Source organism: Isoptericola aurantiacus, assembly GCF_044769875.1.
Lineage (GTDB): Bacteria > Actinomycetota > Actinomycetes > Actinomycetales > Cellulomonadaceae > Isoptericola > Isoptericola aurantiacus.
The window spans coordinates 43,245-65,924 of the sequence record NZ_JBJBAE010000007.1 but is presented as its reverse complement, the minus strand read 5'-3'; the positions used below and the strand labels follow the sequence as shown (position 1 = coordinate 65,924).

The 22,680-nt window shown below is 72.8% G+C and carries 18 protein-coding genes; 9 read left to right on the top strand and 9 right to left on the bottom strand.

Features of this window, described 5'->3' with window-relative positions:
• Positions 1 to 78: 78 nt before the first annotated feature.
• The 4 genes from ACIQLL_RS16770 to ACIQLL_RS16755 form a co-directional block, all read right to left on the bottom strand.
• Positions 79 to 813 (bottom strand): hypothetical protein, encoded by a 735-nt coding sequence (locus ACIQLL_RS16770; protein WP_402469627.1) that lies wholly within the window; start codon positions 811 to 813, stop codon positions 79 to 81.
• 263 nt (positions 814 to 1,076) lie between these two features.
• On the bottom strand, positions 1,077 to 1,385 hold the full coding sequence (locus ACIQLL_RS16765) for a hypothetical protein (RefSeq protein ID WP_402469625.1): 309 nt from the start codon (positions 1,383 to 1,385) through the stop codon (positions 1,077 to 1,079).
• 1 nt (position 1,386) lies between these two features.
• The gene (locus ACIQLL_RS16760) at positions 1,387 to 2,649 is read right to left on the bottom strand and encodes an inorganic phosphate transporter (protein ID WP_402469622.1); all 1,263 of its coding nucleotides are present in this window, start codon (positions 2,647 to 2,649) and stop codon (positions 1,387 to 1,389) included.
• Positions 2,650 to 2,726: 77 nt separating this feature from the next.
• The gene (locus ACIQLL_RS16755) at positions 2,727 to 4,937 is read right to left on the bottom strand and encodes a S9 family peptidase (protein ID WP_402469619.1); all 2,211 of its coding nucleotides are present in this window, start codon (positions 4,935 to 4,937) and stop codon (positions 2,727 to 2,729) included.
• A gap of 384 nt (positions 4,938 to 5,321) precedes the next feature.
• On the opposite strand from ACIQLL_RS16755, the gene ACIQLL_RS16750 reads away from it, so the two are divergent.
• The 4 genes from ACIQLL_RS16750 to ACIQLL_RS16735 are packed head-to-tail and all read left to right on the top strand — an operon-like array spanning position 5,322 to position 9,600.
• Positions 5,322 to 6,773, top strand: coding sequence for a branched-chain amino acid ABC transporter permease (locus ACIQLL_RS16750; RefSeq protein ID WP_402469617.1), 1,452 nt, complete (start codon positions 5,322 to 5,324; stop codon positions 6,771 to 6,773).
• 13 nt (positions 6,774 to 6,786) lie between these two features.
• On the top strand, positions 6,787 to 7,788 hold the full coding sequence (locus ACIQLL_RS16745; RefSeq protein ID WP_402469615.1) for a branched-chain amino acid ABC transporter permease: 1,002 nt from the start codon (positions 6,787 to 6,789) through the stop codon (positions 7,786 to 7,788).
• A complete protein-coding gene (locus ACIQLL_RS16740; protein ID WP_402469612.1) occupies positions 7,778 to 8,695 on the top strand; it encodes an ABC transporter ATP-binding protein in 918 nt (305 codons plus the stop codon). Before ACIQLL_RS16745 ends, ACIQLL_RS16740 begins: the two co-directional genes overlap by 11 nt.
• Before the next feature lie 29 nt (positions 8,696 to 8,724).
• The gene (locus ACIQLL_RS16735; protein ID WP_402469982.1) at positions 8,725 to 9,600 is read left to right on the top strand and encodes an ABC transporter ATP-binding protein; all 876 of its coding nucleotides are present in this window, start codon (positions 8,725 to 8,727) and stop codon (positions 9,598 to 9,600) included.
• A 781-nt stretch (positions 9,601 to 10,381) separates the two neighbouring features.
• Here ACIQLL_RS16735 and ACIQLL_RS16730 read toward each other — a convergent pair.
• Complete coding sequence (locus ACIQLL_RS16730; protein WP_402469610.1) at positions 10,382 to 11,656, bottom strand: ABC transporter substrate-binding protein; 1,275 nt, start codon at positions 11,654 to 11,656, stop codon at positions 10,382 to 10,384.
• A gap of 904 nt (positions 11,657 to 12,560) precedes the next feature.
• Here ACIQLL_RS16730 and cspE point away from each other — a divergent pair.
• Together cspE and ACIQLL_RS16720 are read left to right on the top strand one after the other, a co-directional pair.
• Positions 12,561 to 12,764 carry a transcription antiterminator/RNA stability regulator CspE gene (gene cspE / locus ACIQLL_RS16725; protein ID WP_402469608.1) on the top strand — a complete coding sequence of 68 codons (204 nt, stop codon included), beginning with the start codon at positions 12,561 to 12,563 and terminating at the stop codon, positions 12,762 to 12,764.
• Between the two features lie 164 nt (positions 12,765 to 12,928).
• Positions 12,929 to 13,729, top strand: coding sequence for a hypothetical protein (locus tag ACIQLL_RS16720; RefSeq protein ID WP_402469605.1), 801 nt, complete (start codon positions 12,929 to 12,931; stop codon positions 13,727 to 13,729).
• Positions 13,730 to 13,809: 80 nt separating this feature from the next.
• Here the strand turns inward: ACIQLL_RS16720 and ACIQLL_RS16715 are convergent, their stop codons facing one another.
• The 3 genes from ACIQLL_RS16715 to ACIQLL_RS16705 all read right to left on the bottom strand — a co-directional run bounded on the left by ACIQLL_RS16715 (position 13,810) and on the right by ACIQLL_RS16705 (position 18,924).
• Positions 13,810 to 14,706 carry an integrase core domain-containing protein gene (locus tag ACIQLL_RS16715; protein WP_402469603.1) on the bottom strand — a complete coding sequence of 299 codons (897 nt, stop codon included), beginning with the start codon at positions 14,704 to 14,706 and terminating at the stop codon, positions 13,810 to 13,812.
• An 80-nt stretch (positions 14,707 to 14,786) separates the two neighbouring features.
• On the bottom strand, positions 14,787 to 15,077 hold the full coding sequence (locus tag ACIQLL_RS16710) for a hypothetical protein (protein WP_402469601.1): 291 nt from the start codon (positions 15,075 to 15,077) through the stop codon (positions 14,787 to 14,789).
• A gap of 136 nt (positions 15,078 to 15,213) precedes the next feature.
• On the bottom strand, positions 15,214 to 18,924 hold the full coding sequence (locus ACIQLL_RS16705; protein ID WP_402469599.1) for a TM0106 family RecB-like putative nuclease: 3,711 nt from the start codon (positions 18,922 to 18,924) through the stop codon (positions 15,214 to 15,216).
• 86 nt (positions 18,925 to 19,010) lie between these two features.
• On the opposite strand from ACIQLL_RS16705, the gene ACIQLL_RS16700 reads away from it, so the two are divergent.
• Positions 19,011 to 19,994, top strand: a complete 984-nt coding sequence (locus tag ACIQLL_RS16700) for an excalibur calcium-binding domain-containing protein (protein ID WP_402469597.1) — start codon at positions 19,011 to 19,013, stop codon at positions 19,992 to 19,994.
• Between the two features lie 85 nt (positions 19,995 to 20,079).
• Here ACIQLL_RS16700 and ACIQLL_RS16695 read toward each other — a convergent pair whose 3' ends face one another.
• The gene (locus ACIQLL_RS16695) at positions 20,080 to 20,535 is read right to left on the bottom strand and encodes a hypothetical protein (RefSeq protein ID WP_402469594.1); all 456 of its coding nucleotides are present in this window, start codon (positions 20,533 to 20,535) and stop codon (positions 20,080 to 20,082) included.
• Between the two features lie 282 nt (positions 20,536 to 20,817).
• Between ACIQLL_RS16695 and ACIQLL_RS16690 the strand changes: the two genes are divergently transcribed.
• Both ACIQLL_RS16690 and ACIQLL_RS16685 read left to right on the top strand, forming a co-directional pair.
• On the top strand, positions 20,818 to 21,624 hold the full coding sequence (locus tag ACIQLL_RS16690; RefSeq protein WP_402469591.1) for a response regulator transcription factor: 807 nt from the start codon (positions 20,818 to 20,820) through the stop codon (positions 21,622 to 21,624).
• A complete protein-coding gene (locus tag ACIQLL_RS16685) occupies positions 21,621 to 22,676 on the top strand; it encodes a sensor histidine kinase (protein WP_402469588.1) in 1,056 nt (351 codons plus the stop codon). Before ACIQLL_RS16690 ends, ACIQLL_RS16685 begins: the two co-directional genes overlap by 4 nt.
• The last annotated feature ends 4 nt before the right edge of the window (positions 22,677 to 22,680 follow it).

Sequence of the window (22,680 nt, the reverse complement as noted above, 5' to 3'; positions counted from 1 at the left end):
GCAGCCCGGCAGGCTGCGCACCGTGACCCGGGGGCCCGGCGTCCCCGGACCGCGTCACCCGACGGTCCGGACCTCGACCTAGATCTTGATGCTCGCGGTGGTGGTCCCGCCGACGACCTTGTTGCCCGGGTCGACCTTGATGCGGTAGCTGTACTTCTTGCCCGCGGTGAACGAGTAGGTGTGCAGACCCTGACCGTTCAGACGGACGGTCTTGCGGGTCTTCCAGTGACCGTCGGTCTTGTACTGGACGTGGACGCGCTTGCCCGAGCAGCCTTCCCAGCCGCCCTTCTCGTAGCACCGCAGACCGATCTTCATGGTCTTCTTGGTGCCCTTCGCCTGGACCTGGATGGCGTTGTGGTACTTGAGCTTGCCGTCGATGGCGGACTTCATCGCGAATCCGCCGCCGGTGACGTTCGTGTCCGCGTAGATGGCGCCGTGGTAGTCGACGCGGATGTCCTTCAGCGTGAACGCACCGCGGCCCCACTTCGACTTCACCGAGATCGGGTAGCCGGACAGGTAGTCGTAGTTCGGCGACACCCAGCCGATCTCGACCTTGCTCTTGACCTTCTTGCTGCCCCGGTACACGTTCGCGTAGATCGTGGCGGTCGAGTCGAGGCCGCTGATCTTCGCCTTGGTGATCACGCGGTAGGACTTGGTCTTGGCGGAGACCCCGTTGCTGCCGTTCGACGGCTTCACCTTCACCGAGGTCACGTTGACGGGCTTGTCCGCGGCGGACGCGGGGAGCACGGCGGTGCCGAGCAGAAGAGATGCCGCGGCCACCCCGGTGGCGGCGAGCTTGAGCAGAGCGCGCATGTGGTTCCTTCCTGAGGGTCAACTTCCACGTCGGCCCGTGACGGACGCGGCCCGCTCCGCACTCGATCGGGATCGATCGGCCGCCGGTCCAGCCGGAAGTACCTGCTCGTCCACGCACAACTCGGGCTACGTCGTCGGCCCGGCTCCTGGCGCAAGCGGCATCGGCGAGGCTGTGACCTGACTCACCGGATCATAGATGCCCGGAGGCACTGTCACGGCCGCGTCTCACGCCGTGGCCGTCCTGAACCAGAAAGTTCGCCCGGTCAGTGCCCGCCGGCCGCCAGGAAGACCAGCCCGGCCGCGACGGCACCCACCACCGTGCCGAAGCACAGGATCGCGCCGACGAGCCGCGCCGGTGAGGGGCGGTCGATGACCACCGGCCCCTTCGGCTCCCGGCCGCTCGCACGGTCCGCGGCGGGGCGGCGTGCGCCCGCCGGACCGCGAGCGCCGGCGGGCTCCGCCGTCGTCCCGGCCAGCAGGCGCAGTCCGAGCGCGAACAGGGCGGGCACACCCGCCCCGACGATCAGTCCCGCCAGGACCACCTGCCCGAGGGCACCCCAGTCGATGACCATGTCAGCGCTCCTTCGATGCGGTCGGGTCGTGAGCGATGCTCGGCGTCAGTGCCACGGCTCGACGCTCCTCGACGAGGGGGCCGACCTGGGGCTCGCCCACGGAACCGGTGTTGACGACGGCCGGCTTCAGGCGCGCGCCCTTCTCCTCGTCCCAGTCCTCGTTGACGTTCCGGTGATCGACGGGCTTGCGGCGCGAGGCCACCCAGATCGTCACCGCGGTGCCGACCAGCAGCGCGAGCACGAGCGCGGTACCGAGGGCACCGCCCACGACGTGCTGGAGGCCGTAGCAGGCCGCGCCGACGAGCCCCGCGGCAGGCAGGGTCAGCCCCCAGGCGGCGAGCATCCTCCCGGCGACGCCCCAGCGGACGGTGGCGCCGGGCATCCCGACGCCGGAGCCGAGGATGGAACCGGTGGCGACGTGGGTGGTGGACAGCGAGAAGCCGAAGTGGCTGGACAGCAGGATGACGGCCGCGGAGGACGTCTCGGCCGACATGCCCTGCCGGCTGTCGATCTCGACGAGCCCCTTGCCGAGCGTGCGGATGATGCGCCAGCCGCCCAGGTACGTGCCGAGCGCCATGAAGAACGCGCAGGAGATGATCACCCAGAACGGCACGCTGGAGTCCGCGGGGACGGCCCCGGCGGTGATGAGGGCCAGCAGGATGATGCCCATCGACTTCTGCGCGTCGTTGGTGCCGTGCGCGAGCGAGACCAGCGAGGCGGAGCCGACCTGCCCCCAGCGGAACCCGCGGCTCGTGACGTCCTGCGAGATGCCGCGGGTCAGCCGAGCCACGAGGAACGTGCCGGTGGCGGCCACGCCGATCGCGACGACGGGCGCCACGAGAGCAGGGACGAGCACCTTGGACAGCACACCGGACCAGATGACGCCGGAGGTGCCGGCTGCGGCGAGCACCGCGCCGATCACCCCGCCCACGAGGGCGTGCGACGAGCTCGACGGCAGGCCCAGCAACCAGGTCAGCAGGTTCCACACGATGCCGCCCGCGAGGCCGGCGAACACCACCTCGAGGGTGATGGCGCCGGCGTCCACCAGGCCCTTGGCGATCGTCGCGGCGACGGTCAGCGAGAGGAAGGCGCCGGCCATGTTGAGGACGGCGGACAGCAGGACGGCCACGCGAGGTCGGAGCGCCCGGGTCGCGATGGACGTGGCCATGGCGTTGCCGGTGTCGTGGAAGCCGTTCGTGAAGTCGAAGGCCAGTGCGGTCACGACGACGAGCACGAGGAGGAGCGTCTCGGTCACGCCCACCATGGTCCGCCCCCAGAAGAACTCCCGATGACCAAGTGCCGAGCACGCTGCACAGAGTTCCTCAGGAGTTCACCTGTTGTTCATCTGGCGATCCCGAGGACGTCCAGCGTCCAGGCGTGCTCGAACGCGATCTCCTCCCAGCGGGCGTACCGCCCGGAGACACCGCCGTGCCCGGCGGACATCTCGATCTTCAGCAGCGCCGGGGCACCCGCGGCCCGCAGCCTCGCGACCCACTTGGCGGGCTCGACGTACAGCACCCGGGTGTCGTGCAGGGACGTCACCGCAAGGATGCGGGGATAGCGCGAGGCGTCGTCGGGCACGTTCTCGTAGGGGGAGTACGAGCGCATGTACTCGTACACCTGCGGGTCCGCGATCGGGTTGCCCCACTCCTCCCACTCGACGACGGTCAGCGGGAGCGACGGATCGAGGATCGAGGTCAGCGCGTCCACGAACGGCACACCGGCCAGCACCCCGGCGAACATCTCCGGGGCCAGGTTGGCCACCGCACCCATGAGCAGCCCGCCCGCGCTGCCGCCGTCGGCCACCATCCGCTGCGGGGAGGTCCAGCCGGCGTCGACGAGGTGGTGGGCGCACGCGACGAAGTCGGTGAAGGAGTTCCGCTTCCGGTCGAGCCGACCCTGCTCGTACCAGGCCCGCCCCATCTCGCCGCCGCCCCGCACGTGCGCGACGGCGAACACCACCCCGCGGTCCAGCAGCGAGAGCCGGGGCACGCTGAAGTACGGGTCCATGCTGATCTCGTAGGCGCCGTACCCGTAGAGGAGCAGCGGCGCGGGTTCCGCACCGGTCCCCGCGGCGTCGAGGGTCACGGCGTCGCGGCGCCACACCAACGAGATCGGGATGCGGGTGCCGTCCGCGGCCGTGGCCCACTCCCGCCGCTGCACGTAGTCGGCGGGGTCGTAGCCGCCGAGCACGGGCTGCTGCCGGCGCAGGATCCGCTCGCCGGTGGCCAGGTCGACGTCGTACACCGTGGTCGGGGTGACGAACGAGGTGCTCGCGACCCGCAGCACCGGCGCGTCGAACTCCGGGGTGTCGCCGATGCCGGCGGAGTAGAGCGGTTCGTCGAACTCGAGCTCGCGCGGCGTCCACGGCGCGTCGGGCAGCAGCCCGGCCAGGCGCACGACGGCGACCCGCGGCGTGGCGCCCCGGCGCACCCCGAGCACGACGTGCGTGGCGAACGCGTCCACCGACTCCAGCCGGACCTCGCCGTCGTGCGGGACGACGACGGTGGCGTGCGCCGGGTCGGCGGGACCCGCGCCGGGCGGGGGGACGTCCGCCGCGACGAGCTCGAAGTTCTGCACACCGTCGTTGTGCAGCACCAGCAGGGTGTCGCCCCGGCCGGGCAGCACCGCGTGCTCGACCGTGTACTCCACGCCCTCGCGCCGCTGCCAGACGCACCGGAAGTCGCCGGTGGGGTCGGCAGCCTCCAGCAACCACGCCTCGCTGGTCATCTTCGAGCCGAGCTCGATCTGCAGGTACCGCAGCGACCGGGACAGCCCCACGCCGACCCAGAACCGCTCGTCGGGCTCGGAGAACACCAGCACGTCGTCCTCGGCGGGGGTACCGACCTCGTGCCGCCAGATGCGGTGGGGGCGCCAGGCGTCGTCGACCGTCGGGTAGAACACGTACCGGCCGTCCGGGGTGAGCACGGCACCCGGGAAGGTGCCGGCGATCTCGTCGTCCAGGTCCTGACCCGTGGTCAGGTCGCGGATCCGCAGGGTGTAGCGCTCGTCGCCCGTGGTGTCCACCGCGTAGGCGAGCCGCCCGCCGTCGCCCGGGGTGATCGCGAACGAGCCCAGGGAGAAGAACTCGTGGCCGGCGGCCTCGACGTGCTGGTCCAGCAGCACCTGCTCGCCCTCGGGGACGGCTCCGGGCTCGATCGACGGCGGGGTCCAGTCGTGCGGGTCGGCGACCGGCACGCGCGCGTGCAGCGGGTACTGCCGACCCTCCTGGGTGCGCGTGTAGTACCAGTGGCCGCCCTGCCGCGTGGGGACGGACAGGTCCGTCTCCAGCGTCCGCTCCTTGATCTCGGTGAAGACCTGGTCGCGCAGCGGGCCGAGGTGGGCCAGCTGGTCGCGGGTCCACGCGTTCTCGGCCTCCAGGTGCGCGAGGACGGCCGGGTCCTCCTTGGCACGCAACCACTCGTAGTCGTCGACGAACGTGTGTCCGTGATGGCTGCGCTCGACCGGACGGCGGTCCGCGACCGGGGGGTTGCTGGGGGCGTCCTGCGACGCGGCGGGTTCGGGCAGGGCCGGGGTGGCGTCGTCGTGCACCCGGCCAGCGTACGGGGCGCGGCCACGGGACGTGCCGCCGTCGGGCACCGCTGTGGACGCGGCCTGCCTGTGGACGACGCCGGAGCCACAGCGGTGCTGCACCCCGACCCGTGGTGCGGGGGCGTCCGGGAGGTCACGTCTCTGCAACGGTTTCAGCGCCTTTCGCCGGGACAGCGCCCTCCTGGGCGGGTTTCGACCGGGTCGTGCCCACCGACGTGACCTGCTCGTGTCATCCACGTCACAGCACGCCGCTACACTTCCGGGCACGTTCGGACCTCCGAACCGTCAATGGGTCCTTCAGCAGGGCTTCACGGACGGCGGTGGCCCGACGACGTCCCGGGGTGACCCGGACGCCTGACCTTGACCCGACGGAGGACACGTCCGATGACAGCGGACCGACCCACCATCGCGAGCCGTTCGCGCCGCATCCTCGCGGCCCTCGCCCTCGCGCTGCTCCCCGCGTTGCTCGTCGCCCCACCCGCGACGGCGAGCACCGACGCCACCTGCCAACCCGACGACCAGACCGCCTGCGTGGCCGTCCTGGTGCTGACCGCGGACAACGACCGCGTCGGCGACGTCGCGCTCACCGTGACCGGGGGTGACTTCACCGCCGACCTCACCTCGAGCGCCGACGGCCCCGTGGCCGTCGCCGTCCCGGAGGTCGGGACCTACACGGTCAGCCTCGACCCGGACACGCTGCCCGCCGGGCAGCCGCTGCCCGAGGGCGCGGAGGCGGAGGTCTCGGTCGTCGCCCAGACCGGCGGGACGGGCCGCGCGGCCTTCCGCGTCGGCGCGGGCGCCGAGGTCCCCGAGTCGGCGCCGGCCGGCGAGGAGAGCGCCGAGACCGGCGACACGGCGGCCGACCCCGGCACGGAGACCGACGCCGGCACCACCGACGCCGACGGCGAAGGGGTCGGTGCCGCACCGGAGGGCGACGCCTCCGAGAGCGACCTCACCCTGGGTCAGGTATGGCAGCAGATCGGCTCCGGACTGCGGTTCGGCCTTCTCCTGGCGCTGGCCTCCATCGGCCTCAACCTCGTCTTCGGCACCACCGGGCTCTCGAACTTCGCCCACGGCGAGCAGTTCGCGCTCGGCGCCGCGCTCGGGTTCATCACCATCAACCAGATGGGGATGCCGATCTGGCTCGGTGGCCTCCTGACCATCGCCGTCTGCGCGATGACCGGGTACGCCCAGGACGCCGGCATCTGGCGGCCGCTGCGCAAGCGCAACGTGCCGGTGATGCAGCTGATGATCGTCTCGATCGGGTTGTCCATCACCCTGCAGTACGTGATCCAGCTGCTCATCGGCGGCGGGTCCGAGCGGATCCTGTCGCGCAACCCGCGCCCCATCGAGATCCTCGGGATCACGCTCAGCGCGGCGTCGTGGCTGTCGATGGTCGTCGCGCTCGTGTGCGTGCTCGGCATCGCCTGGTTCCTCACCCGGACCCGGATCGGCCGCGCCACGCGTGCCGTCTCGGACAACCCGGCGCTGGCGTCCGCCACCGGCATCGACCCCGACAGGATCATCCGCATCGTGTGGGTCATGGCCACGGGCTTCGCCGCCCTCGCCGGCCTGATGTGGGGTATCTCGTTCGGGTCGTTCAACTGGCAGCTCGGCGTGCAGCTCCTGCTGCTGATGTTCGCCGCCGTCACCCTCGGCGGGCTCGGGACGGCGCTCGGCGCGTTCGTCGGCTCGCTCCTCATCGGGCAGGTCGTCGAGCTGTCCAACCTCGTGATCCCCAGCGACCTGCGCTACGCCTCGGCGCTGGTGATCCTCATCCTCGTGCTCCTGTTCAGGCCGCAGGGCATCCTCGGCCGCCGCGAGCGGATCGGCTGAAGGGAGACACATCATGGACGAATTCCTCCGCATCCTGACGCAGTCGGTCGGCGAGCTCATCGCCCCGACGACCGCGGCCTACGCCATGGCCGCCATCGGCCTCAACCTGCACTTCGGCTACACCGGTCTGCTCAACATGGGCCAGGCAGGCTTCATGCTGCTGGGCGCCTACGGGTTCGGCATCACGCTCACCCTCGGCGGGTCGATCTGGCTCGCCCTGCTCATCGCCATCATGGCCGGCGTCCTGTTCGCCCTGATCCTGGGCATGCCGACCCTGCAGCTACGCGGCGACTACCTCGCCATCGTCACCATCTCCGCGGCGGAGATCGTGCGCTGGTTCGGACGCTCCACCCTCTGGCAGGAGTGGACCGGCGGCGCCTCCGGCCTGCAGGGTCGCTACTACAAGGACCCGTTCCACGCGCTGTCCCCGCTGCCCGAGGGCCGGTTCGCGCTCGGGCCGCTCGAGTACATCAACACCGGGTCGGACTCGTGGTGGACGCGCATCTTCGCCTGGGGCCTGGTGGCACTCGTGCTGCTGTTCGTCTGGCTCATCACGCGCAGCCCGTGGGGCCGTGTGCTCAAGGGCATCCGTGAGGACGAGGACGCCGTGCGGGCACTGGGCAAGAACGTCTACGCCTACAAGCTGCAGTCGCTCGTGATCGGTGGCGCCATCGGTGCGCTCGGCGGCGTGATCTACGCGATCCCGCTGGCGATCTCACCGGACGCGATGGGCCGCACCATGACGTTCTTCGTGTGGACCGTGCTGCTGCTCGGTGGCGCGGCCACGGTGTTCGGACCGATCCTGGGCTCGATGATCTTCTTCACCGCCTACATGTTCCTGCGTACCGGCATGCGTGCCGTCTCGGAGAACACCGGTGTCGGGGACGTCATCACCACCACGAACGTCGAGCAGATCGGCGGCATGCTGGTCGGCATCACGTTGATGTGCCTGGTGATCTTCCGACCACAGGGCATCCTCGGGAACAAGAAGGAGCTGGCGTTCAATGTCCGCTGACCCCACGACCACCGCGTCGCCGGTCCCGACCGATCTCGAGACCGTCGGCCGCACCCCCGGTGCCGCCAAGCCCGACCCGATCCTCGTCGCCGACAACGTGGTGCGGAGGTTCGGCGGCATGACCGCCGTCGACGTCGACCACCTCGAGGTGCAGAAGGGCGTCATCACGGCCCTCATCGGCCCCAACGGTGCCGGCAAGACGACGTTCTTCAACCTGCTCACCGGGTTCGACACCCCCAACACCGGCGAGTGGAGCTTCCAGGGACGTTCCCTGACCGGCAAGAGCGGCGCCGCCGTCGCCAAGGCGGGGATGGTGCGCACGTTCCAGCTCACCAAGGCGCTCTCGCGCCTGACCGTGCTGCAGAACATGCTGCTGGCCTCGCCCACCAACCCGGGTGAACGGCTCGGTCTCTCGTGGCTGCCGTTCGTGTGGAAGAAGCACGAGGCCGAGGCCACCGAGAAGGCGATGGAGATCCTCGCGCGCTTCCAGCTCGACGCGAAGGCGGCGGACTACGCCGGGTCGCTCTCGGGCGGCCAGCGCAAGCTGCTGGAGATGGCCCGGGCCCTCATGACGGACCCGACGATCATCATGCTCGACGAGCCGATGGCCGGCGTGAACCCGGCCCTGGTCCAGTCGCTGCTGGGACACATCCAGGCGCTGCGGGACGAGGGCATGACCGTGCTGTTCGTCGAGCACGACATGCACGCGGTACGGCACATCTCCGACTGGGTCGTGGTCATGGCCGAGGGACGCATCGTCGCCGAGGGGCCGCCCAGCTCCGTCATGAAGGACCAGGCCGTGGTGGACGCCTACCTGGGCGCGCACCACGACACCGACCTCGGGGACGACTCCCTGCTGGATCCCGAGGTGCTGGCCCGGCTCGAGGCCGAGGAGGAGAAGCGATGAGCCAGACCGCTACCGCACCGGGCGAGACGATGTCCGCCGCCGGGGTGCCCCGCAAGGACCTCCTGCTGCACGCGGACAACCTCGTCGCCGGGTACCTGCCCGGCGTGAACATCCTCAACGGGTGCTCGCTCGAGGTCGCCCAGGGAGAGCTCGTCGGCATCATCGGCCCCAACGGGGCCGGAAAGTCGACGCTGCTCAAGGCACTGTTCGGGCTGGTGAAGATCCACTCCGGCACCGTCACGCTCGGCGGCAAAGACATCACCGGCCGCAAGGCCAACCAGCTCGTCGCCGACGGCGTCGGGTTCGTCCCGCAGAACAACAACGTGTTCCCCTCGCTGACCGTCGAGGAGAACATGCGGATGGGGACGTTCCTCAAGCCGAAGATCTTCACCGAGCGCTGGCAGTTCATCGGGGACCTGTTCCCGGTGCTGCACGAGCGGCGGGCACAGCGGGCGGGCGCGATGTCCGGGGGCGAGCGGCAGATGGTCGCGATGGCCCGCGCCCTCATGATGAACCCGTCGGTGCTGCTGCTCGACGAGCCGTCTGCCGGCCTGTCCCCGGTGCGCCAGGACGAGACGTTCCTGCGCACCCGGATGATCAACAAGGCCGGGGTCTCGGTCATCATGGTCGAGCAGAACGCGCGCCGCTGCCTGCAGATCTGCGACCGCGGCTACGTCCTGGACCAGGGCAAGGACGCCTACACCGGCACGGGGCGCGAGCTCCAGGCCGACCCGAAGGTGATCTCGCTCTACCTCGGCACGCTGGCCGAGGACGTCGACGAGGCGGACGCCGCCGCGGAGGCCGACGCGCGGGCCGACAGGGACGCGCAGGCCGAGGCGGATGAGGCACCCGCTCCCCCCGAGCCGAGCACGAACGGCGAGGTAGGCCAGGATCCCGCGAAGTAGGCAACGTCTCCGCGAGGGAGGCAACGTCTCGACCAGGTAGCACGACGCCGGCCCCCGGGTTCATCCCGGGGGCCGCTGTCGTACGTGCGCGGGACGGGCCGGACCGCGCGACGTCGGCCCGAGCCCGGCGACGTCGGCCGGCTTCCCGCGAGGTAGGCGTCGTCCGTGCCAGGTAGGCGCCATCCGGCCGGGCCCGCTCATGCTGCCCGACGGCGGAGCGGACAGGAGCGACCCACGCGCCGCCGTGTACCGGCCCGCCGCAAGGCGTCGCGCCACGAGCTCGGGGTCGGCGAGGCGTGTGTCCACCGACGGCGGGACGATCGGAGGCTCACGGTCCGCGGACAGCATGGAACGTAACCGGGATCCGGGCGCGTTCATCGCCTCGAGGATCCCGGTCAGGCGGCGGACGGCGGGTGCGTGGAGCGGTTCGGTCTGGGCCATGGCCCGACCGTGACGGGTGCGCGGTGCCGGCGCACCGCCGTCGTCCCGCGCCTGTGGACGTCGGCCTGCTGTGGGTAGCCGTCGCGCCCCGGTGCGGCACCACGACGTGCCGGCCTACCTCGCGACAATGTTGCCTATCTCGCGGCCGCCCGCTCGACCTCGCGACAATGTCGCCTGCGTCGCGGGAAGGGTGCCTGCGTCGCGACGCCTACGTCGCGACGTGGTCACCTATCTCGTGAGCGGGGCGCACGACGACGACGGCCCGGCCGCCTCCGGAGAGGTGACCGAGCCGCCGTGGTCGTGCCGGCCGAGCGGAACCCGTGCCGAGAGCCTCAGACGGTCATTCCGCCGTCGTGCCCTCGATCTGCCGGACGTACTCGTACTGGTTGTCGTCGTTGTACTCGTAGATGCCGATGTACGCGGACGACGGGTCGTTCATCTCGTTGAGCGGGCCGGTGCCGGAGGGACCGGTGTAGTTGATCTCCTCGCCGGCGTCGAGCGCCTCGACACCCTCGGCGAAGGTCGTCACCTCGGTACCGCCCTCGGCGCCCGACACGGCCTTGATGTTGTCGGCGATCGTCTGACCGTCGGTGGCACCACCGCGGACCGCGGCCAACGCGGCCAGCATCGTGGCGTCGTAGGACTCGGCCGAGTAGGAGTAGCCCTCGAGCTCGCCGTCCTCGTTCTCCGAGTACCACGTGTTCAGGCGCTCACGCAGGTCGTCGTCGGCCTGAGCGCCCGGCAGGGTGCCCTGGACGCCGGCGAGCGTGCCCTTGTCGAAGTCGTAGCCGTTCGACAGGTTGCCGTCGGTGAAGTACGTGGTGCCGTCGAAGTCCCAGCCCTGCGCGACGAGCTCGTTCACCGCGGCGGTGGTCTCCTCGAAGGCGATGACGACGAGCGCGTCCGGGTCGGTGGCCAGAGCGGCCGAGACCTGCGAACCGAAGTTCGTCTCACCGGGCGGGAACTCCTGGCCCTCGCCGTTGGCGCCGTAGACGACCTCGCCGCCACCGCTCTCGATGGCGTCCTGCGTGTGGTCACGCAGACCGGTGCCGTAGGAGTCGTTGAGCACGATCATCGCGACCTTCTGGTGGCCGCCGTCGAGGATCAGCGAGCCGAGCGCCGCGCCCTGGACCGTGTCCGGCGGAGCGGTCCGCGTGTAGAACTCGCTGTAGTCGGACAGCTCCGCGGAGGTGTTCGCCGGCGAGATCATCATGATGCCCGCCTCGACGTACTGGTCGACGACGCCGAGCGTCACGGACGACGACGCCGCACCGATGACGGCGTCCACACCCTTGCTGATGTGGTCGGTCGCGGTCGAGTTCGCCACCGTGGCGTCGGTGTTGTCACCCGAGTCGCCCCACTCCACCGCGACGTCGTTGCCGAGCACACCGCCGGCCTCGTTGATGTCCGCGACAGCGAGGCCGACGCCCGCGATCTCGGGCGGGCCGAGGAACGAGAGCGTGCCGGTCACCGGCAGCGTCGTGCCGATCGTCAGGGGCTCGGCCGAGGACTCGCCCGACTCGTCGGCGGGGTCGTCGGAGCCGCAGGCCGCCAGGCCCAGGCTGAGGGTGGCAGCGAGGGCGATGCCCTTCGTTGCCGTCATGCGTCGATTCATGGTTTCCCCTTCGGGATCGGACTGCTACGACACCTCAATGCCGCATGTAGTGGCGCTGAAACTAACCCGCCCGTGTGACAGTCAGGTGTCAGATGCGCCACATCGGCAGGATCGTGACGAACCTGTTATGCGTCTCACGTTCCCGGACGCATCGTGAGACGTGCCGAGGCGGCCAGGCCACCGGGGCACGGGGGCCGACGGCGCCGGGCACGTACCGGTCCACCACCTCCGGTACCGTCTTCGGCCGGCGACGGCGGCGTCGGACCGCCTGTCGCCTCGGCCGGCCGTGCGGCACGGGAGGCGCCGGGGCGGCATCGTCCCCGGGCTCCGCCCCTGGACGGATCCGAGCTCTCGCGCAGCGCGTCGTGCCCGATGCCCCGTCGCTGACCTGCGGCGTCGGGCGACCACCGGTGCGCCCGGCGCCGACGGCGTCCCCGGCGGCGCCGCAGCACGACCAGCCGCCGGGACGGCGTGCCGACGGAACGCCGCGCCCCCGGCGTCCCCCCAGCACCGGGCCGGGAGTGACCCTCCGAGCTGGGCTCCCGGCGCCGGTCGGCGCAGCGGTCCGGATCGCCCGGTGCGCCCGTGGCCACCGCGCTCGGGGCCCGACCGCGGGGCACCGCAGCCTCACCGACGCACCCTCCGCCCCGACGTCCGGGGTGATACTGAGAACAGTCATGCACAACTTTGGCCTTTGTGCTGGTGCGATGCCGCGCGCTCGCGTACCGTTGTCGCTGTTGCAGTGTGTTGCTCGTACCAGGACGGTCTCCCGTCCTGCGTCGGCGAGGTCGTGTCGTCAGGATTGACGCGGCCCGGCGGCGGACCTTGGTCATCAAGAGTTGGCGACGAACACCGTGATGTGCGCCCCCGACAGGCGGGGACGCCGACTCTTGAAGGAGTACCCATGGCCACCGGGACCGTGAAGTGGTTCAACAGCGAGAAGGGCTACGGCTTCATCGCCCCCGAGGACGGCACCGCTGACGTGTTCGTCCACTTCTCCGCCATCCAGTCGCAGGGCTACCGCTCGCTGGACGAGGAGCAGAAGGTCGAGTTCGACGTCACGCAGGGCCCCAAGGGCCCGCAGGCGGAGAACGTTCGCCCCCTCTGATCTGACGTGAAGATCGCCTGACGGCGGTCACCACATCGAACGCACGGCCCGCACCAGCCGCCTCTCGGCGGAGGGTGCGGGCCGTCGTCGTTCCCGGGCGCAGGGGCCCGGCTGTGCGTGCGAGCGGCGGGGAACCTGCATCGCGCCGCGGTCGTTCCTCTGACATGGGATTCCTCGACCGACTCCTCGGCAGGCCACGCGACGACCGCTCCATCCCCGGCATGACGGGTGGCGGCACCCCCCGCGGCTACGCCTCCCCCACACCGCAACCCACACCGCAGCCGACGGCGGCACCCGCCCCGGCGGCGCCGTCGTCGGGCACGGCAGGTCGCAGCGAGGACGACGTCGCGATCGACCGCTACCGCTACCTGCTGCGCACGGCTCCGCCGGACGCCGTCGAGCAGGCGCACGCCGAGGCGTTCGCCCAGCTCAGCCCCGAGCAGCGCCGACAGGTGCTCGCCGAGGTCGGCGCGACGGTCCCGCCGGCCGAACGCGCCACCTCCGACGACCCGCAGGCCCTGGCACGGATGGCCACCCGCGCCGAGATGCGCAACCCCGGCACCCTGGAGAACACGTTCCGCGGCGGTGCCGGCGCGCGGAGTGGCGTGCCCGGCTTCGGTTCGATGATCGGCTCGAGCCTGCTCGGCACGGTGGCCGGCGTGGTGATCGGCTCCGCGGTCGCGAACGCGCTGTTCGGCCCCGCGTTCGGCGACCCGAGCACCCCGGTCGCCGAGGACTCCGCCGGGGATGGCGCGGCGGACGGTGCCGCTGACGGTGGCGCGGCGGACGGTGCCGCTGACGGTGGCGCGGCGGACGACGGGGGCGGCGACGCCGGGGCCGACCAGGCAGGCGGCGACGGCGCCGACGGCGGCGACGAGGGGCTGTTCGGCGGGTTCTTCGGTGGCGACGGCGGTGGCCTCGGCGACTTCTTCGGCGGGGGCGACGGGGGCGGGTTCGACATCTGAGTCCTACCTCGCCGCAACCTGTCCTGTGATGTCTCGGGACATCGTGCACGCTTCGTCTGTCTCGGGACATCGTGCACGGTTCAGGGTTCGTTGTCGGGGTCGGGGTGGGTGCGTGGTCCGGCGTAACGGGTTCCGGGGGCGGGTCGTGTGTAGCGGCGTAGGAGCTCGCCGGTGTGGGCTGCGACGATCAGCACGGTCGTGGTGGTGAACGTGATCGTGACGGTGTGGGCAGCGTGCTGGGTCCCGACGTGGAACTCGGTGCCGTGGGCGGTGGCTCGGCCGGCGGCTCCGACGGCGGTGTGTGTCTCGGGGGGCAGGTAGCCCTGCGGCTTGGGTGCCGGCCGGGGGCGTGGTGGCGCTGCAGGCAGCGTCTGGCTTGTTTCGTGGCCGGCCGGAGGCTGGGGCGGTTCGGCTGGTGCGGTGGCCTGCCAGGCCTCGGCCGGGGTCATCAGCCCGTTGGGTCCGGGCAGGCTCTGGTGACCGCGCTCGTGGTTGTAGTAGGCATCGAAGGTCTCGATCTGGACCTGGAGCTCACCGATCGTCTCAGCGGCCGGTTGAGCGCGCAGGTATCGCAGCATCGTTTGGTGGATGCGTTCGTTCTTGCCCTGCGTGGTCGGTCTGCCTGGCCGCCCGGTCACGGGCTCGGTCCCGCGAGCCGTCAAGAACTCCACGAGCCTGCCGGTGTGACCGCGGCGGGTGGGGTTGAACGCGCCGCCGTTGTCCGACAAGAACCGTTGCGGGACGCCCCAGCGGTCCATCGCGGTGGCGACGACCTCAATCGCGCCATGGGAGGTCTCGCCGCGCGCGGCCAGGGAAGCCAGCGCGAGTCGGGAGTGGTCGTCGATGACCTGGAACACCACCGCCGCGGAGCCGTCGGCCAGCGTCCAGTCGAACGCGTCGATCTGCCACATGCAGTTCGGTGCCGGGTAGACGAACCGGCGCATCGCGGCCCGCGGTCGTTTGCGAGGCTCAGGCACCACGCGACCCGCTGTCTGGAAGTAGCGGGCCAGCGTGGCCCGCGACGGCGGCCGCAGGCCCGCCCGGCGCATCCTGTCGATCACCACAACGGGCCGTGGTCCAAGCCCGCGGCGACCAGGTCACGACGCACCTCCAAGGCGATGGACACCAGGTCGGGATCGACCCGCCCCGGGCTCGACACCGGTGCCCTCGAGGCGGGTTCCAGCGCCGCCACCGCCCCCACAGATCGAGCCTGCGCCCTGATCTTGTAGAACACCCGACGCGAGATCCGGTGCTCGTCGCAGAACGCCGAGACAGCACCACGCGCCGCGTCGTCGGGCCACTGCGCGATCGCCCACCGCACTGCCGGGGGCACCGAGTTTGACTCCATGCCCCCAGCAGACGATCACACCGCCCTAGAACCCGGGAAGTGTGCACGATGTCGTGAGACAGAACTGTGCACGATGTCCTGAGACTTCACAGCCGCAACCTGTCCTACCTCGCGGAACCCACGCCTACCTCGCGGGTCAGCGGGACAGGAGCCGCAGGAAGGCGCCGAGCTGCCCCAGGTCGGTGACCGACGTCGGCAGGTAGTCCGTGAGCCGGGGCGAGCGCACGACCAGCGCGCACCACTGCCCCCGGGAGACCGCGACGTTGATGCGGTTCCGGCTGAGCAGGAATCCCATCCCTCGCGGCACGTCCTGCGGGGAGGACGCCGCCATCGACACGATCGCCACGGGCGCCTCCTGCCCCTGGAACTTGTCGACGGTCCCCACGGGCACCTCGTCCAGACCAGCGGCCGCCATCGCCCGCCGCACCGCCCACACCTGGGCGTTGTACGCGGCCACGACGATCACGTCCTGCGGCCCCAACGGCCGTGCGGGCGTTCCGGGAGCGGCGACCCAGTCGCGGCCCAGCACCCCCTGCACCTGCCGCACCACCTCGTCGGCCTCCTCCCGCGAGGAGACGGCGCGGCCTTCGTGCTCCACGAGGACCTCGTGGACCCCGGGCTCGACGCCGGCCAGCGAGCGCCCCGCCGTGGTGGCGTGCGCGTGCAGGCGCCCGGAGTAGGCCAGGTCGGACACCGCAGCGCACAGCTCGGGATGCATCCGCCGGGAGGCCGGCAGGAAGTAGCCGAAACCCTCGGGCAGGGTCTCGTGACCGTCGGCCAGCCAGCCGAGCGCCGACCCGGCCACGCCGGGGTCCGGGTGCGTGCCCTGGGAGACCTGCGGCAGCTGCTGCGGGTCCCCGAGCAGCAGCAGGCGCGAGGCGGCGCGCGCCACGGCCACGGTGTTGGCGATCGCGAACTGTCCCGCCTCGTCGACGACGAGCAGGTCCAGGCCCTCGGGGTCCCAGCGCTCGTGCGCGAAGTCCCAGGCGGTTCCCCCGACCACGCACCCGTGGCCCTCGTCGCGGGCCCGGGCGGCGAAGTCCTGGAGCCCCGCGGCGTCGACGTCGACCCACTCGGGCTCGGCGTCCGTGGTCGCGGTGCTCGAGGAGCGCTTCTTGGCCACCTGGTCGGCCGGCACACCGGCCCGCAGCACGGCACGCAGCAGGTTCTCCACGACGGCGTGGGCCTGCGCGACCACACCGACGCGCCACCCGCCGGCCACGAGCGCCGCGACGACGTGGGAGGCGAGGTACGTCTTGCCGGTGCCGGGAGGTCCCTGCACCGCGAGGTAGGAGCGGTCCAGCCGGCGCACCGCCTGCTCGACGGCGGCGACGACGTCGGGTTCCCCGTCCGGCCCGGTCGCGGGCTCGGGCAGACCGCCGACGACGCGGGCGGGACGCCTCTGCAGCAGATCCGTCATCGGCCCCGGCGGCAGGCGGTCGGACATCGGCCGGTCCGCACCGGCGAGCCAGGCATCCAGCGCCGCCTGCCCGGCCTCCCCCGTCGCGGCCTCCAGCGGCCCGGCCGGGACGTGGCTGTTGACGCTCAGTGCGCACGGCACGTCGTCGTGCGTCTCCTGGCCGGCGCCGACGTGCTCGCGCACCAGGTACACGTCGAGGTCGCGGTCGCCGTCGACGACGCGCTCGACGTCGAGGATCGCCATCTTGCCGTGGAACCAGCGCTCGGCCAGCGCCCCGGCGTCGCCCACGACCGGCGGGCAGGGGACGTCGTACAGCAGGAACGCCCGGGTCCCCGCGCGCAGCTCCGACCCCTCGACCGCCGGGCACCGCAGGGCCAGCACCCGCGACGGGGCACGCTTGCCCGGCTCCGTCTCCCAGTCGGTCACCACGCGGCAGCCCTCGACCACCGCGGCGGAGCGTCGGCCCGGCCACTCGTCCGGCGGCAGCTCCATCCGGCTGAAGTGCGCCTGCCAGAACTGCTTGCTCTCCCGCCGGTGGTACCCGACCGCCGCCCCGAGCAGGCTCAGGGCGCGCACCGCCGCGCGGTCGGCGGGATCGTGGGCGTGGGCGTGCTCGACGACGTCGCGCACCGCGGACTCGAGCGCCTCCCGGGCCACGCGTTCCGCGTTCTCCTCGCGCACCTCCTCGAGCTCCAACGGCGCGACGACGGGCACCTCGACCGGCCCGACCACCTCGTCGTGCGCCCAGCGCAGCCAGTCCAGCAGCCGCAGCGTGGACAGGCAGTCGTACCGGTTGTAGTCGAGGATCTCGGCGCGTCGCTGCGCCGCCTCCTCGACCGCCCCGGCGGCACGCAGCTCGCAGTACTCCGCGTACTCGACCACCGAGGTCGCGGCGTCGGTGACGCCCGCCCGAGCGGCCTCGTCGCCCATGTACAGCGGCTCGAGCTTCTTGATGGAGCGGGACCGGTTCGAGATGCGCAGACCGGAGCGGACGGTGGCGTACAGGTCGACGAGCACGCCCGAGCGCAGCAGCTCGTCGACCTCGTCCTCGTACACGCCGTGCCGTGCGGCGATGGACAGCAGGTGGGTCCGCTCGTAGGCGGCGTAGTGGTACACGTGCATGTCCGGCCAGCGGCGCCGACGTTCGGCCATGAGGTCGACGAACTCCACCAGCGCGCGGGCCTCCTGCAGGAACGAGTCCGCCCACAGCGCGTGGAAGGCCGGGCGCCCCTCGGCGTCGAGGTCCCGCGTCACCCAGCCGAACAGGTAGTCGAGGCCCGACGCCGCCGGTGCGGCCACGTCGTCGTCCGGCGTCCACAGGGGGTCGCCCTCGAAGTCGAAGAACACGTCACCCTCGCTCGGGGGTGGCAGCCGTTCCACCGCGCCGGGGTCGGTGAGCGCCCAGCGCAGCTCGCCCGGACCGTCGTCGGTCTCGATCTTCACCGCGCCGTCGCCCGGGTCGGTGCCGAGCTGCAGCGCCGCCTGCCGCCGCAGTCCGGCGAACCGGTCCGGGCTCATCCCGGCGGGGGTGGTGACGGCCTCCGCGAGCGCCGCCGTCGTCCTGATGCCGGCGGCGACCAGGTGCGCTCGCTGCGACGCGTACACCCCGGCGACGAGCAGGACGTCGCCGTGCTCCTGCGCCGCAGCCGCGCAGTCCGGGCAGGCACCGAGCCGCCGGCACGCGGTGTGCCCGGGAGCGTCCCAGCCCACGGGGGCGTCGGCGTCGACGTGCCGGGAGACGACGTCGAGCATGCGGTCGCGGCGGGTCCGGTAGACGGGCAGCACCTCGGCCAGCAGGTGGTCGGTGCGCTCGCCCGTGCCGAGCAGGAGGTGGGCGGCGTCGGTGGGGTCGATGCCCGCCGCGAGGAGCTGGTCGGCGTACGCCGCGAGCTGCAGCACGGCCCGCACCTTCTCGCGGCGGGCGAGCTTGGTGTCCCAGACGGCGTACCGCGGCCGGCCCGGGTCCGGGGGGCCCGACGCCGGACCGGCCGCCCCGCCGGCACCGGCCCGGTCGCGCACGAGGAAGTCCGCGCGGCCGTGGAACCTGCCGTCGAAGAACGCCGCCTGGTACACGACGTCGGCACCCCGTTCGAGGGCGGCGAGCGTGGCCGAGTGCGCGGCGAGGAGATCGTCCGTGGTCATCCGCCGCGGGGCCGCGACCTCGACGACGCCGCCCGGACCGCCGCCGTCGGGGGCAGCGCCGAACCGGTCGAGGAGACCGTCCAGGACGGCGCGCTCGTGCGCCTCGCCGAGCGCGGCGGTGCGCTCCAGCATCTGGTCGGCCGCACGGGGCCGGGGAGGTGTCCGGCCCAGGACCTCGTCGACGCGGCTCAGCAGCGCGTGCTCGCACTCCGCGGCGACGACGAGATCGCCGGCGGAGTGTACGAGCCGCGGTCCGGACCCGCCGTCGTCGCCCAGGAGGAACATGTCCCCAGGTCTACCAGCGGCCCCCGACATGGACCTCGGGGGGTCGCATTCGGCATAGTGGGGCCGCACCACGCCGAAGGAGAGTCATGACCGTGCGATTCAACCCCCCTCCGGGCTGGCAGGTTCCCCCGGGGTTCCGGCCCGAGGCCGGCTGGTCGCCCGACCCCTCGTGGCCGCCGGCACCCCCCGGCTGGGAGTACTGGGTCACCACGCCGGACCCCGCCCCTCGCGCCCCCTCGGTGAGCCCGCCGCCCGCAGCAGCCCCGCAGTCCGCGGCGTCCGCCGGCGGTGCGGGTGCCACCACGGTCATGGCGCCCGTCGGCGCCCCGGCCGCTGCGTCCCCCGCCGCCGCGCCGTCGCCCGCGCCCGCCGCGACCTCGTCCCCCGCGCCGTCGTCCACGCCGCCGCCCCCGCCGCCGGGCCCGCCGTCGTCCGACCCGCACGCGACGCAGCACTCCACCACCCCCGTGCCGCCGCTCGGCCACCCCACGCCGGCCGAGCGCGTCGACCCGCGGATCGCCGCCCAGGCCGCGGCGTCGGCCGAGAGCCCGTCGCGCAGCGAGCGGAACGTCCGCACCAAGCGGCCGGCGAACACGATGGTGGCCGGAGTCGCCGTGGCCTGCCTGGCACTCGGCGTCATCCTCGGCGTGATGTTCTCGATGGTCCAGACCTCCGACGCCCGCCAGGCCGTCGCCGACGCCGAACGTCAGGTCGCCGCGGCGGACGCCCTCGAGGCGGAGGTGGCCGACGAGCGCACGGCGCTCGACGACCGGGCCGACGAGCTGCAGAAGCGGGAGAACAAGCTCCAGGAGCGCGAGTCCGACCTCGCCGAGAAGGAGTCCCAGCTGACCAGCCGCCAGAACGAGCTGGACGACCAGGCGGCGGCGGCCGAGCAGGAGCAGCAACAGCAGCAGGAGCAGGAGCCGCAGGGCGGGGGCGACCAGTGGTGGTACTGGAGCTGTGACGACGCCCGCGCCGCCGGCGCCGCGCCCATCCAGCAGGGTCAGCCCGGCTACCGCGGCGGGCTGGACGCCAACGGCAACGGGCTCGCCTGCGAGGACGGCGAGTAGCCGGCGGCCGCGGTCCCGGGGGTCCTCGGACACCCGTCCGCCGGCAGTCCTGCCAGGGAGTGCCGGCGGACGGACGTGCGCGCGGTCAGCGACCGCGCGGGAACGGGATGACGGGGCAGGTGAAGGACGCGACGACGCCGCCGTCGGTCGCCACGCCGGCGGCGATGGCCGCCCCGACCTCCTCGACGGACCCGAGGATGCCGTCGCCGTCCAGGTCGCCGGCGGCCAGGACGGCGTCGAAGTCGTCGTACTGCAGGGCGTGGACCTGCCAGCGTCCACCGTTGTAGTCACGGTCTCCCGGGGCGGCCTCGGCGACGTTGGCCTGGGCGCCGCCCAGGTCGTAGATCACGTCGAACGAGTGGGCCGGGGCGCCGGTCCCGGACAGGTCGTTGGGCGTGGCCACGGTGCGGTACGGGACCCCGTCGACGTAGAAGGCCGTGCCCTGCGAGACCCCGGCCTGGGCGGCACTGGCGGGCACCAGGAAGGCCCCGACGGCGAGCGCCACCGACCCGGCGAGGGCGAGCGAGCTGCTGCGGTGCATGATGCGACTCCTTCCGGGCCGCACCCCGGTGGCGGCCCTGCACCCAGCCCACCGCGCGTCGCCCCGCGGGTCCATGACGGCGGTCTTAGGGAGTTCTCACGAGGTGGTGACGTGACCTCCGCCGATCATCCGGCACGGACGGGGAGCCCGATCCTCGCCGCGACGCGACACGCCGTGCCGGAGCGCGGCGCCCGTCCCGCCCCGCCTTACGGTCCCGTGACGACGCCGCCGGGACGGCACGACGGCGCGGGCCGCCGCGGTGCGCCGCCCTACGCTGGTCCCATGGTCCGGGTCCTCGTGGTCGACGACGACACCACCGTCGCCGACGTGGTGTGCGCCTACCTGGAGCGCGCCGGGATGACGGCGGAGCACGCCGCCGACGGGCCGGCCGCCCTGGCCTCCGCCCGCGAGCGCCCGCCGGACGCCGTCGTCCTGGACCTGATGCTGCCCGGCGTCGACGGCATCGAGGTGTGCCGCCGCCTGCGTGCCGAGCGTCCCCGGCTGCCGGTGCTGATGCTCACGGCGCGCGGCGAGGAGGACGACCGCATCACGGGGCTGGAGGTCGGCGCCGACGACTACGTGACCAAGCCGTTCAGCCCGCGCGAGCTGACGCTGCGGGTGCAGTCGGTGCTGCGGCGGGCGGGGACCTGGCTGCCCGACGGCGGCGCCGCGGCGGGGGGCGACGCGTCCGGGTCGCCGGGCTCGCAGGGCGAAGCGCCCACCGGCGAGGTGCCCGACGGCGGACCGCAGCCCTCGCCACCGGCTTCCGTGCCGCCGTCGGGCATCCTGCACGACGGCGACCTGACGGTGGACGTGCCGGCGCACCGGGTGCTGCGCGGCGGTGCGGAGCTGGGGCTGACCGTCCGCGAGTTCGACCTGCTGGCGTGGTTCCTCGCCCACCCGGGCCAGGTGCACGACCGCGAGACGCTGCTGCGCGAGGTCTGGGGCTGGGAGTACGGCGACCGGTCCACCGTCACGGTGCACGTGCGCCGGCTGCGGGAGAAGGTCGAACCGGACCCGTCGGTGCCGGCACGGCTGGTGACGGTGTTCGGCGTCGGCTACCGCTGGGACGCGGCAGGTGCGGCGTGACGCCGCTGGCGGGGGTCGGCCTGTCGGCCGGGGTGGCGGCCGTGGTCGGGGTGGTCGGCGCGCTCGGGGTGCTGGCTCTGGGACGACGGCGGACGTCGCTCGCCGCGGTGCTCGCACCGCTGGTGGTGGTCGCCTCGGTGGCGGCCGGCGTCTACGCGAGCGCCCGGGCGATGTTCCTGTCCTACGAGGTCTCGACCACCGTGCTGTGGTTGCTGCTCGCCACCGTGCCGGTGGCCCTGGTGATCGGCCTGGCCCTGGCGCAGCGCACCCACCGGCTCGCCGCGGACCGTGCCGCCGCGGTGGCCGCGCGGGACCGCGACCGCGAGGTGGAGGAGGGGCGGCGTGAGCTGGTGGCGTGGGTCTCGCACGACCTGCGCACCCCGCTGGCGGCCGTGCGGGCCCTGGCCGAGGCGCTCGAGGACGGGGTGGCGCCGCAGGGCCGGGCGGCGGCGGGCATCCTGGCGGAGAACCGGCGGATGAGCGAGATGGTGGACGACCTGCTCGCCCTGTCCCGGCTGCAGTCCGCGTCGTTCGAGCCGGCCCGGGAGCCCACGGACGTGGGCGACCTGGCCTCGGACGCGCTCGCCGCGCTGGGCCCGGTGGCCGAGGCGGCCGGCGTGCGGCTGACCGGCGGGGTGGACGGTGCGGTCGTGGCGTCCGCGGACGCGCGCGAGGTGTCGCGGGCCCTGGGCAACCTGCTGTCCAACGCGGTGCGGCACACCCCGGCCGGCGGCACGGTGCACGTCGAGGTGGGACGCGGACCGGGCGACCCCGGCGGGACGGGACCCGACCGGCGCGGGGCGGGCCCCGCCGTCGTGCACGTGACGGACGCCTGCGGCGGCATCCCGGCGGCCGACCTGCCGCGCGTCTTCGACGCGGGTTGGCGCGGCACGGCGGCCCGCACCCCCGGCTCCGGCGGCGCGGGGATCGGCCTGTCCATCGTGGAGTCCGTCGCCACCGCCCACGGCGGGCGCGTCGAGGTGCGCAACGTGGACCTGCCCGACGGCGGACGCGGCTGCCGCTTCACGCTCACCCTGCCCGCGTCCCGGTGACGGG